General features: G+C 68.7%; 7 protein-coding genes. 2 read left to right on the top strand and 5 right to left on the bottom strand.

The window, feature by feature from the left end; translation table 11 throughout:
- Positions 1-773: MSCRAMM family protein (locus NE2_RS23865; RefSeq protein WP_174553974.1), on the top strand; the 773-nt coding region annotated here is incomplete at its 5' end.
- Positions 774-816: 43 nt separating this feature from the next.
- On the opposite strand, the gene NE2_RS35915 is transcribed toward NE2_RS23865, so the two are convergent.
- The 5 genes from NE2_RS35915 to NE2_RS23845 all read right to left on the bottom strand — a co-directional run bounded on the left by NE2_RS35915 (position 817) and on the right by NE2_RS23845 (position 6,028).
- The gene (locus NE2_RS35915) at positions 817-981 is read right to left on the bottom strand and encodes a hypothetical protein (RefSeq protein ID WP_156055498.1); all 165 of its coding nucleotides are present in this window, start codon (positions 979-981) and stop codon (positions 817-819) included.
- Positions 982-1,048: 67 nt separating this feature from the next.
- Positions 1,049-1,675: a PAS and ANTAR domain-containing protein gene (locus NE2_RS23860; RefSeq protein ID WP_228817040.1), complete on the bottom strand. Its 627-nt coding sequence runs from the start codon at positions 1,673-1,675 to the stop codon at positions 1,049-1,051.
- A 177-nt stretch (positions 1,676-1,852) separates the two neighbouring features.
- On the bottom strand, positions 1,853-2,800 hold the full coding sequence (locus NE2_RS23855; protein ID WP_063029585.1) for a helix-turn-helix transcriptional regulator: 948 nt from the start codon (positions 2,798-2,800) through the stop codon (positions 1,853-1,855).
- Positions 2,801-2,973: 173 nt separating this feature from the next.
- The gene (locus NE2_RS23850) at positions 2,974-3,642 is read right to left on the bottom strand and encodes an HAD family hydrolase (protein ID WP_063029583.1); all 669 of its coding nucleotides are present in this window, start codon (positions 3,640-3,642) and stop codon (positions 2,974-2,976) included.
- Between the two features lie 154 nt (positions 3,643-3,796).
- A complete protein-coding gene (locus NE2_RS23845; protein ID WP_084494285.1) occupies positions 3,797-6,028 on the bottom strand; it encodes an MMPL family transporter in 2,232 nt (743 codons plus the stop codon).
- Between the two features lie 540 nt (positions 6,029-6,568).
- Between NE2_RS23845 and NE2_RS23840 the strand changes: the two genes are divergently transcribed.
- Entirely contained in the window at positions 6,569-13,012 is a 6,444-nt protein-coding gene (locus tag NE2_RS23840; RefSeq protein WP_063029581.1) for a type I polyketide synthase, read from the top strand.
- Positions 13,013-13,026: the final 14 nt, after the last annotated feature.

Genomic DNA, 13,026 nt, shown 5'->3' with positions numbered 1-13,026 from the left:
ACCGGGCCATCGGTGGCAGCGTCCGGCGCGAGAACGGCCGGCCGGTGCCGGATGTGGCGCTGACGCTGATCGACCAACGCGGACACCAGGTTTCGCGCGCCACGGGCGAAGCCGACGGCAGCTACCGTCTCCCCGCCCCGGCGCCCGGCAGCTATGTGCTGATCGCCTCCGCCGCCGCGCATCGCCCGGTGGCCGTCACCGTCGTCGTCGGTGCGGTGGCTCAGACCGTGGATCTGACGCTGCCGAGTTCCGGTGAGCTCACCGGAACCGTCCGCCGCGCCGGCGACGGGAAACCCGTTGCGGGAGCGACGGTTACCCTCACCGACCCGCGCGGAGAGGTGATCGGGGCAGCGGTGACCGGCGGCGACGGCGGCTACAGCTGCGGCGGCGTCGCGTCGGGTACCCACACCCTGGTCGTGGTCGCCGACCGGATGCACCCCACCGCTGTCACCCTCACCATCCCCGACAGCGGACTGTTGCACCACGACGTCGACCTGGAACCGATGTCGACCCTGGCCGGCGCCGTCCAGGCGCAGGGCAAGGCGGTCGCCAACGCCGAGGTGACCGTCCTGGACGCCGGCGGCGATCGGATCTCCACCGCTCGCACCGACCACAACGGCCGCTACGTGGTCTCCGATCTGCCCGCCGGTCACTACACCGTGGTGGCCCGCGGATACCCCTCGGTGAGCAGCACCGTCACCGTAGGCGCGGGCCGGATCACCCACGATGTGGAACTCGGCTACGACGAGTCGGCATCCGTGCGCTGCGGCTGAGTCAGGCCTCGATCTGCGGGTGCGACGGCGACATCCTCGCCGTTCAGCCCAGCACCACGAACAGCACCACGATGACGACCAGCACGATGACCATGGTGACCACCAGCAGGAGCGGGCTCTTGCGGTTGGTCACGGGCGAGTCGCTGAGCGAGACGTCCTCGCGCTCCGGATTCGCGGGCCGGCTCTGGTCGTCGAATCGTTCGGACATCGAGCACCTCCGGGTCTGCGAAGCGGTCGCTGCGTAATACCCGGGCAGTGTGTCGGCAAACTCGCCGCTAGCCGCCGACCTTCGCGCTCGGGATGCGGGTGTGCACGGTGAGCAGCAGGTGGTCGAAGGCGGTGATGGTCTCCGGCGCCGGCGGCGCGACGAGTGGAAGTTCCGCGATGATCTGGGCGGCGAGATCACGCAGTTTGGTGTTGGTTTCCTGCGAGCGCCACGCCAGGACCTTGAAGGCCTGCTCGGCGTTGATGCGGTACATGCGCATCAGCACGCCCTTGGCCTGTTCGATCACCGCGCGGTTCTCGATCACGTCGGGCAGCGTCGCGGACAGGGTTTCGCGTTCGTTCTCGGCGAGGGTGTCGGTGAGGTCGATGTAGAAACCGGCGGTAGCGGCGACCTGCCCGGCGTCGTCGAAGATCCGGTCGGCGACGACCATCACGTTGTGCACGGTGCCCGCGGTGTCGACGAACCGATGCCGGCTGGAGAACGATTCGCCCAATTCGATCGCGCGGGCGATGGTCTTGGCGACCTCCTCGCGGTCGTCCGGATGTTTGTGCGCGAGTAGCAGTTCCGTGGTGGGGACGACTCCGCCGGGGGTGTACCCGTGCATCCGGTACACCTCCTCCGACCATTCCCAGCGACGGGTGGCGAACCAGAACCGGAACGACCCGACCTGCGGCATCCGGCCGGACGCGCTGGTCACGGGTGTCGTGTGGTCGGCGAGGGGGTCCGTTCTATGCACAAGCATCATTATGTTCACGCGGAGAGCCCGCTGCCCGCGTTCGAACGCACAGTGGACTGAATCGTTCGTTTTCCGTCCTGAGGACGCCCTGTACCGGCATATGCCCCGGTCCAGCGCTCAGCCGGCGAGTGTGGCGGCGGGTGAGCGGCCGTAGTGGCGGCGGTAGAGCGCGGCGAAACGACCGGGGTGGCCGAAACCCCATGTGGCGGCGATGCCGGCCACGCTGTCGCCGACGTCCGCACTGCCCGCGACCAGGTCTTCATGGGCACCGCGCAGCCGCATCCGCTTCAGATACGCGGTCGGCGTCGTGTCCAGGTGCCGGCGGAATGCGATCTGCAACGCCCGCACGGTCACGTAGGCCGCCGCGGCGATGTCGGTCACCGCGATGTCCTCGTGGATGTGGGACTCCATGTACGCGATCGCGCGGCGCACAGTGACCGGATGCGCGTCTCGGCGATCGACCGGGGTCGCCTCGAGGCCGGCCGTATTCGGAAACGCGTGCAGTACGGTCGCCGCCAGATATTGCGACGCCGTGGCCGCCACCAGTGGCGGCACGTCGCCGTCGTAGGAGGCGGCGAGCTGCTGCATGTGCGAGATGACCGCGGTGAGCCGATGGCCGGCTTCCGGAGTCACGGTGCGATGGCTCGTGAGAGCCACCTCCGCGGTCTCGGGGCGATTCGCCGAGGCGACTCTGCCGAGCAGGGACGGATCGAACATCGTGATGGTGAAGTCGGCCCGGTGGACGACACCGGAGTACGGCAGGTCCGGCGGGGTCAGAATTCCGATCTCGCCGGGCCCGAACGTATCGTTGCCCGCGTCGACGTATTCTTCTTCGACCCATCCGGCTTCGACCCCGATCAGGCAGATCTTGTTCAGCGGATCGGCGTCGTAGTTCATATCGAACCCGAGTTCGAGCCGGTCGAGACTCACCTGGCCCAGCATGTCGCGCGCGATCCGGCTGCGAACCGGGACCTCCGTGGCATTGCCGATCTCCATGGTCGTGTAGTTCCGGTTCAGAAATTGCTCGGTGGCAGCCAAGCTCTCGCTGTCGAACTTTTCTGTCATCGATCGGTGATCCTCCGCTGTGCCACTGCCACTGCTCCGGGCACGGTCGCCTGGTCCAGACCGCGCCGTGCGGAATTCGAAGCCTACGTGTCCATAGTGTTGCGACAGCGCGCGTCGTGTCACCCGACGGTGACATGATTCTCGAGGCAGTAACGAATCGGCGCCGGAAACGATCAGAGAAGTGACGCGAGCGGGCTGCGACGCAGGTCACGGCGCAGATGGGCGACATCGTCGCAGACGTAGGCCGCACCGTCGGCCGTCAATTCGCCGCGGGATATTCCGCCGCTCAGGACGCCGATCGCCGCCACGCCCAGCTTCGCGCAGGCGCGCATATCCCAGACCGTATCGCCGACGAACACCGCTCGCTGCGGCGTGACCCCGGCCCGGTCCAGCGCCACCTGGACGATGGTCGGGTCGGGTTTGGCCGTCTCCACATCTTCGGCGCCGGTCACCGCGTACAACCACGACTCGGCATCGAGCAGGCCGCGCAATCGGGCCAATTCGTCGGGCGGTGCGGAGGTGGCGAGGACGACCCGCAAACCCGCGTCGTGCAGATGCCGCAGGATCTCGCGGGCGCCGGGCAGCAGGGTCAGCTCGTCGGCGCGGTCGAGGTAGTAGCGGCTGTGCAGATCGCTCGCGGTATCGGCGGTCTCGCTGTCGAGGTCGGGGGCGAGCGTGCGCAGCAGTTCGTCGCCGTCCATGCCGATACTGCGGTGGATCCGCCAGATCGGAACGTCCGCGTCGACCTCGCGGAAGGCTCGATGCCAGGTCACGGCATGCAGATAGTTGGAGTCGACGAGCGTGCCGTCGATGTCGAAGAGGACGGCTGCGGGTTCGGGCACGGCATCTCCTTCTTCCGGTACAAGCCTGCGCGACGAGCCATTCGAGACCAGACGCCACTGTACCGAGGAGACCCTCGATGCGGCGGCGGACATCCTCGCCGGAGTCGGCAAATGGCCACTACCAGGGCACCGGAAACGAAATGGCCACAACCGGTCACCGGTTGCTCGCCATCGGCGCGGGCAGCGAAGGCACGCCGTCGGTGTCCGCGAAAGCGTCTGTCCTGACATCGGTTTCGCGCTCCGCGGCCGTGCGCCCCGGTTCGCGGCGCAACCAGCGCGGCGTCCACCAGCAGGCGTCGCCGAGCAGGCGCATCGTCGCCGGAACCAGCAGCACGCGCAGGATCGTCGCGTCGATGACCAGCGCGGCCACCATGCCGAAGGCGATGTACTGCATCATCACCAGATCCGACAGCGCGAAGGCGCCGGTGACGACCAGCAGGATCAGGGCGGCGGCGGTGATGATGCGCCCGGTGTGGGCGACGCCGGCGCGGATCGCCTCGCGGGTGGACGCGCCCGCGGCTCGCGCCTCGACCATGCGGGAGAGCAGGAATATCTCGTAGTCGGTGGACAACCCGTAGATCACCGACACGATCACCACCAGGACCAGCGCCATGATCGGTTGCGGGGTGAAGCCGAGCGGCCCGGCGCCGTGCCCGTCGATGAAGATCCAGGTGAGGATGCCGACCGTGGCGCCGAGCCCGAGCAGATTCAGCGCGGCGGCCTTCAACGGCAGCACCAGCGACCGGAAACTCCATGCCATGAGGGCCGTGGTGGCGAGGAATACGAGGACGACCACCAGCGGTATCCGGTGCACGAGGGCGTCGATACTGTCCTTCTCGATGGCGGGTTGCCCACCGACGAACAGGATGGCGCCCTTCGGCAGCGGCATCGAACGCAGGTAATCGATCGCCGCATCCTTGTCGGCGGTGGGCGCGAGCACCGTCTGCGTGGTGAGAACGCTGGACTGCGCGGGCCGCTGCAGCCAGGCGGGGAACGGCGCCGCGAGGCCCGGGGCGTGGCCGGCCTCGGCCAGCACGGTGTCCGCGGCGGCGGGGTCGTAGGTGATGAGCACCAGGTCGATCGGGTTGATGCGGCGCAGCGGGAAGATCTCGTCGAAGTGCTGCTGGGCCAGCCGCGTCGGATGGTCCGGTGGCAGGAACCGTTCGTTGATCGCGCCGAAGGCCAGATCCCGGATCGGCGCGATCAGCACCAGGAAGCCGATGACCACCGAAACCGCCACGAGCAGCGGCCTTTTCATGACACGGTCGGCGATTCGCCCCCAGAGATTGTCCGGAACCCGGCCCGGCGGCGTGGTCCGGCGAAACCAGGAGACGCCGAAGCGGTCCACCCGGTGGCCGAGCACCGCCAGCATCGCGGGCAGCAGCGTGACCGAGGTGAACGCGGCCAGCGAGATGGTGATGATGGCGCCGTAGGCGAACGAGCGCAGAAATCCCTGCGGGAACACCAGAATGCCGGCGGCGGCCACGGCCACGATGGTCGCGGAGAACATCACGGTGTGGCCCGCGGTCGCCACGGCACGCCGCACCGCGTCGTCGACCTCGCGGCCGTCGGCGAGTTCGTCGCGGAACCGGCTCAGCACGAACAATCCGTAGTCGATGGCCAGGCCCAGCCCGACCATCGAAACCACCGGCGAGACGAAGGAATTCACCTCGGTGACGGTGGTCAGCAATCGGATGAGCCCCCAGGCGCCGAGGACGGTGAGCCCGCCGACGATCAACGGCAGCGCCGCCGCCACCACACCGCCGAAGAGGAAGAACAGCAGCACCGCCACCGCGGGAATCGCGAACAGTTCCATGCGCTGCTGATCGTGGGCCATGGTGTCGTTCAGGGCGCCGGCGACCGCTTGCCCGCCGGCGACCTCCATATTCACTCCCGGCACATCGAAGGCGTGCGCGACGGCTCGGAAGTTGCGCATCTGCTCGGTGGGGTTGTCACCGTGGATGGCGATCGAGGCGAAGGCGTGCTCACGGTCCGCGGAGCCGAACACATCCGGGAGCGCCACACCCGTTCTCGTGGGCCAGTACGCGCCGTTCACGCGGTCGATCTGCCGCGGGTACCGTTCGGGCAGACTGTTCAGGCTCGCCACGATCGGCGCGGCGAAGGCTCGATCGTCGATCGTCGTGCCGGGCGGTGCGTGATACAGCAGCACCACGTCGGCGCTGTGGTCGCGTCCGAAGATCTGCTCGTGGACGTGCGCGGCCCGCACCGATTCCGAGGACGGATCGTCCCAGCCGCTGGAGCTGAGATGCGCGCCGAGGCCGAGCCCGTACCAGCCGAGGGCGAGCAGGCCCGCCACCAGCACACCGATCACCGTGAACCGGCGGCGCAGCACGACATCGGCCCAGTGATTCGATTCGGCGGACAAGTGCCGGCTCCCAACTGTTTGCGCGGATCGGTTCGGCTGTCGTTTCGCGACGCTCGCCGAGAGACCGGACCTGCAGTTTCGGCGGAATTTCCGGAAATTAACCGCCGTATCGACGTGGGGACGGCCGACAGCTCTCTCGAGAAAATGAGCGTTCGAGGAAAGATAGGACGGGTTACGCGCGAATTCGGCCTATGTACAGCAATTTACCGACGGATCATAATCGCGGCCCGTCGCTCTTGTGAGCGGTGAGCAAGCCCTCTGCGGGGCCGGGTCGGCCGTCGGCGATTGTACCGAATACTGTTGCGGCACTGTGCTTTCAGTGGCCGGGTAGTCGGCACCGAACATTTCGGCGCGGCGGCTGGGCGGGATCACAAATTCGCCGCGCGCCGTTGGTTGGAGGGTCCAAAACTGCAACGAATCTCTTCCTTCCTCGATCACGGTCAATAGCGTGGGCGCCATCGGTCAATGCCCAGGACCGCAGAGAGACGAGTGTCGCCGAGATCAGCCGGTGGCCTCTGAACGCGAGACCGGAGGATATTCGTGTCGGATATTGCAATTGTGGGTATCGGCTGTCGATTCGCGGGCGGAATCGACTCGCCCGAGACATTCTGGGACTTCGTGGTCGACAAGCGCGACGGCGTGGTCGAGATGCCGGCGGATCGATGGGACTACCGCAGGTACTACGACCCCGAACCGCGCACCCCGGGCCGCAGCTACACCAAGCGCGGCGCCTTCATGACCGTCGACCCGTGGCAGTTCGACCCCGACTTCTTCGGGATCTCCCCGCGTGAGGCGACGGTGCTGGACCCGCAGCAACGCCTGATGCTCGAGGTCACCTGGGAAGCGCTCGACGACGCCGGGATGGCGGGCCGCGCGGCCGGTTCCTCGGTCGGGGTGTACGTCGGTGGATTCGTGGTCGATCAGTCCGTGATCGGCGTGGTCGGGCCCGCCCTGTTCCACACCGACATGCACACTCCGGCGAGCGCGTCCTACACGATGCTGTCGAATCGAATCGCCTACGCGCTCAATCTGGTCGGGCCCGCGCTCACCGTCGACACCGCCTGTTCGTCGTCGCTGGTGGCCTTTCATCTGGCCTGCCAGGCCCTGGACAACGACGACTGCCGGGTGGCCCTGGCCGGTGGCGTGAACGTGATGCTGCAGCCGGAAACCTTCGTGCTGATGTGCAAGGGCGGCTTCCTCGCCGCCGACGGCCGCTGCAAATCCTTCGACGCCTCCGCCGACGGGTACGGCCGCGGCGAGGGCGCCGGCATGGTGGTGCTGAAGAAGCTCGACGACGCCGTGCGCGCCGGCGACCGCATCTATGCCGTGGTCAAGGCCACCGGCTCGAATCAGGACGGGCGCACCACCGCCATCACGGTGCCGAATGTCGATTCCCAGGAGGCGCTGGCCCGCACCGTGTGCGAGCGCTCGGGTCTGGCGCCGCAGTCGATCACCTACCTCGAGGCGCACGGCACCGGAACCCTCGTCGGCGACCCGGTCGAATTGCGCGCGCTGGGAAAGGTTTTCGGTGCCCCGGCCGGACGCACCGAGTCGGTCGGCGTCGGGTCGGTGAAGGCGACGATCGGCCATACCGAGGCCGCCGCCGGAGTCGCCAGCGTGATCAAGGCGGCGCTGGCCATCACACATCGCACGCTGCCCCCGCAGGGCTGGCTGGACAAGCAGAACCCGGATATCCCCTTCGAGGAACTGGGCCTGCACGTGCAGACCGAGGCGCAGCCGCTGCCCGCCGACGCCGGCCCGATGTCGGTGGCGGTCAACGGTTTCGGCTACGGCGGAACCAACGCGCACGCGATCCTGCAGGAATACGTCGGTGCCGCCCCGGCGCCCGCCGTGCCGCACCGCCACCTCGGCATTCTGCCCATCTCGGCCCGCAGCACCGCCGCGGCCCGCGCGCTGGCCGGACGATTCGCCGACCTGATCGCCGCGGGAGCCGACCCCGATCACCTCGCCGAGGCGGCGTGGACGCGGATGGCGCACCACGCGTTCCGCACCGGCGTACTGGTCGGTGACTCCACCGAGGACCTGGTGCGGGAGCTGCGCAGCTACGCGGCGGGGGAGGGACGCGACGCGTCCCGCACCATCGTGTCGCGCGCGGCCGAACCGGTCTTCGTCTTCTCCGGCATGGGCCCGCAGCACTGGCGGATGGGACGGGAACTGCTCGCCGCCGGTGGTGTGTTCGCCGATACCGCGGCCGAGATCGATGCCGAGTTCCGCGCCCTGGCGGGCTGGTCGATCATCGACGAACTGCGCAAGCCGGAGGACGAATCCCGCGTCACCCGAACCGACGTCGCGCAGCCGGCCAACTTCCTCGTCCAGGTCGGCCTCGTGCGCGAGCTGGAGCAGTACGGCATCACCCCGGCCGCCATCGTGGGACACAGCGTCGGCGAGGTGTCGGCGGCGTATGTGAGCGGCATGCTGTCGCTGCGTGACGCCGTGCGGGTGGCCTACCATCGCGCCAGGCTGCAGGCGAGCACCGCCGGCACCGGCGGCATGCTCGCGGTGGGATTGCCGAAGGACAAGGCCCTCGAACTGATCGGCGACGATCCGGGCATCGATATCGCGGCGGTGAACAGTCCCAGCGCCGTCACCCTCTCCGGCGACACCGACCGACTGGACCTGCTGGCCGAAAAGCTCACCGAGGACGGCGTTTTCGCCCGCCGCCTGCGGGTGGAGGTGCCGTATCACAGCCGCCTGATGGAGCCGATCGAGGCCGAATTGCGGTCGGTACTCGCCGATCTGGAGCCCCGGACGCCGACCGTGCCGCTGTATTCCACGGTGACGGGTATGCGGGTCTCCGAGGCCGACTGGGACGCGTCCTACTGGTGGTCGAACGTGCGGCAGCCGGTCCGGTTCTTCGATGCCGTCGGCGCCCTGATCGGCGCGGGGCATCGGATCTTCCTGGAGGTCGGCCCGCATCCGGTGCTGTCGGGCAATATTCGCGAAGCCTTGCTCGGCGCCGATGTGCAGGGGACCACGGTGCCGACGCTGGACCGCGAACAAGCGGATTCCGACAGCCTGCGCCGCACGCTGATCGGCCTGCACGCCGCCGGTGTCCTCGACCGCGATCTGCTGTTCCCGCCCGATCGCCCGGCCACTCCACATCTGCCGCTGCCTCGTTATCCGTGGCAGCGCACCCGGCTGCACTCGGCGCTGCCGCTGTTCGAACAGGCCCGCCTCGGCACCCCCGGCTCCTACGCGATGCTCGGCGATCCCGATGTCGAAGGCCGGCCGGAATGGCTGCTGCAGGTCGGCACCGAATTGCTGCCGTGGCTGTCGGATCACGTGGTCAACGGCATCAAGATCATGCCCGGGGCCGCGTATCTGGACGCGGCACTGAGCGCCACCACGTCGCGAATCGGCTCGGAACAGGTTGCGCTGGAGGGAGTTCGGTTCGTCGCACCGCTGATCATGGGTGCCCCGGACGTACCGCTGGTGGCGCTGAGTATCGAGGAGGCCAGCGGCCGGTTCCTGATCCGCTCGCGCAGTGCCACCGGTACCGCGTGGACGGTGCACGCCTCCGGGCGCACCCTCACCGGCAGCCACGAGCAGACCACGGTCGATGTTCCGGAGATCGAGGTCGGCATCGACGTCGACCCGGCGATGTTCTACACGGGCCTGGCCGCGGCCGGACTGCAATACGGGCCGTCGTTCCGGCGGGTCACCTCGGTGCGGGTCGGCCGCGATGTGGTGGTGGCGACCGTCGACGGCTCGATCGCCGCGGATTCCGGCCATCTGGCGCATCCGGCGGTCGTGGACGCCGCCATGCAGTGCGCGGCCATGCTGTTCGCCGACGAACGCATCGACGAGGGCGTGATGGTTCCGGTCGGCGTGGGGGCGGTGCGCTTGCTGGCGGCGCTGCCCGAGACGGTGACCGTGGTGGCCCGGCGCGATCCGAACGCGCGGCTGCGTGCCGATGTGGATCTGCTCGACGCCGACCACAAATTGGTGGTCCGGCTGTCCGGCCTGCAGATCGGCGCGCTGCGGCCCGGCGACGATCCGCTGCACCGGATGGCCGACTTCTACTACACCGAGACCTTCGAGGAACGCGATCCGATCGACCCGGCCGCACTGGCCGAGGCCGGGTCGGTGAGTACCGTGGTGGTTCGGCTCGGCGAGACAGCACGGGCCGACCGGTTGGTGGCCGCGCTTCCGGATTCCCGCCTGCACGTGGTGGATTCGACCGGGCCGGAACTGGAGTCCGAGCTCGTCGAGCAGCTGCGCGCCGCCCGCGGCGAGCCGACTCGGCGGTTGCACATCTGCGTGGTCGCCGGTGCGGTCGCCGACGACGTGGCGCAGTTGTGGACGCTCAAGCGCATCGCGGTGGCTGTCGCCGAATTCGTCGAACCGCCGAGCGAGAACGGCACTCCGCAAACGATTTTCGGCGATGGTCTCGTGCACTGCACTCTGGTCACCGAATCCGCGTTCGCCCTGCCCGGCAGTTCCGCCGTGCCCGACACCGGGCAGGCCGCACTGGCCGGCGCGCGGCGCGTCCTGCTCAACGAGCAGACCGCACTGCGCTGGCGGCTCGTCGACACCGAACCCGCCACACCGATCGCCGATCTCGTGGCGGAACTGGCGGTGCCCGGCGCCTTCTCCCTCGACAACAGCGACGAGGTGCTGTTGCGCGACGGCAAACGCTGGGCGACGGTGATCACCAAACCGCTGCCCGAACGGCTGGAAGCCCTGGACACCTCGGCGCCGCTGACGGATCCGGAGGCCAACTTCGAACTCGACATGCCGCGCACCCGGCTGCTGTCGGCACTCGCCTGGCGGGAATGCCCGCGCGTGGAACCGGGCCCGGGCGAGATCGAGATCCGGATGCAGGTCATCGGATTGAACTACAAGGATCCGCTGAAGGTCATCGGGTTGCTCGGCGAACGTGAGCTCGCTCCAACGTATTTCGGCACCGTGCCCGGTATGGAGGGTGTCGGCACCGTGGTGCGGGTCGGGCCCGGCGTAGAGGGCGTCAAGGAGGGGGATCTGGTCGGTGTGGCCGCCAAGGGCATGATGCGCCGCTTCGCGGTCGTGGACCGGCAGCTCGCGGTCGTCCTGCCCGAGGGCACCGATCCGGGGCACTGCACCAGCATCATCGCCTTCGGCACCGCCGAATACGCCCTGCTGGATCTGGCCCGGCTGGAACCGGGGGAGACGGTGCTGGTGCACGGTGCGGCCGGCGGTGTCGGCACCGCCGCGATCCAGGTCGCCAAGGCCCGCGGCGCCACCATCATCGGCACCGCCAGCACCCCGGAGCGGCGCGCGCACGTGCTCGCGATGGGGGCGGACTACGCGGTGAATTCACGGTCGCTGAACTTCGTCGACGAGGTCGCCGCGATCACGGGCGGCGCGGGCGCCGATGTGATCGTCAGCAGCGCACCCGGTGAGATTCTGCGCCAGAACTTCAACGCCGCAGCGGAATTCGGCCGCATCGTCGAGGTCGGCAAGGCCGACATCTACACCGGTGGCCTGCTGGAACTGGCCAATTTCGACAAGAACCTGTCGTACTTCTCGATGGACCTGGACCGCCTGGTCAAGGTGAAGCCGCAACGGCTCGCGGCTCTGCTGCAACGGGTGTTCGAGAAGGTCACCGAGGGCACCTACCGCCCCCTGCCGTACCACATGTTCGACACCGCCGAGGTGAGCAAGGCGTTCGAGGAGACGCTGCGCTCGTCGCGGCCGGCCCGGATCGCGCTGCGCATGGACGCGCCGGAACCGCCGGTGCGCCCGTACCTGCCCGATGTCGAGATCAGCGACAGCGCAACGTATTTGATCACCGGTGGTTTCGGTGGGTTCGGTCTGGCGATCGGCCGCTGGCTGACCTTGCGTGGTGCGCGGCGGCTGGTGCTGGCCGGGCGGCGCGGCGCGACCACCGAGGAGGCACGCCGTCAGCTCGAGGCGTGGCGCGCGATCGGGATCGAGATCGTCGAGGAGCTGCTCGATGTGACCGACGCCGAGGCGGTGGCCGACGCGATCGCACGCATCCACAGCGCCGGCCATCCGCTACGCGGGGTGTTCCACGCCGCGGGTGCGGTCGCGGACAACAATCTCGCCAAGATGGAAATCGGCCAGCTCGAACAGGTCTATTTGCCGAAGGTGCTGGGCGCGCAGATCGTGCACCGGGCGGTCGCCGACGCGGGCATCGACCTCGACATGTTCGTGCTGTGCTCGTCGGGCGGGTCGATGTACGGCATCTACGGCCAATACAGCTACTGCGCGGCCAATGTCGCGGTCGAATCGCTGGCGCTGCGCTGGGCGCAGGCGGGGGAGCGGGCGTTGTGCGTCGGCTGGGGTCACCTGTCCGGTGCCGGCGGCATGGCGGCGAACGAGACCTCCGAGAAATATCTGGACCTGGTCGGATTCGGCCCCATCGATATGGGGGACGCCACCGCCTATCTGGAACAGTGCCTGCGCCTGGGAGCCTCGCGCGTGGCCGTCATCCCGACCGATTGGGCCAAGCTCACCGGTACCTTCCCGCAGCTGGCACGCACCGGTCGCACCGCCGCACTCGCGCGGGCCTCGGCGAAGGACACCTCCGAGCTGGCCCGGTTGCGTGAGGAGCTGGCCGCGATGGAGGAGTCCAAGCGCGGCCCGCACATCGCCCGGCTGATGGCCGGCGAACTGGCCGTCGTCATGGGTGTGGACGTCGACACCATCGATATGACGATTCCGGTGCCGGAGCTGGGCCTGGATTCGCTGATGGCGGTCGAACTCGGCGCACGCGTGACCAAGACACTCGGCATCGACCTGATGTCGCTGCAGATGGGCCGCTCGTTCAGCCTGGAGCAGGCCGGACCGAAGGTGGCCGAGCTGATCCTGGCGCACGAACCCGGTGGGGCTCAACCGGATCCGGCCGCCCTGGCCGCGGCGGTGGACGGGACCGTCCCGGGCGGATCACAGCCCGCGGCCGAGTCGAACGGCCCCGACGCGCCGGCCGGTGCGGTCGCGGAGATGGCGGGAGTGGGCTGATGGGCCGCGGTTTC

The organism is Nocardia elegans NBRC 108235 (assembly GCF_001612845.1).
Classification (GTDB): domain Bacteria; phylum Actinomycetota; class Actinomycetes; order Mycobacteriales; family Mycobacteriaceae; genus Nocardia; species Nocardia nova.
This window is presented reverse-complemented; position numbering and strand designations above follow the sequence as displayed.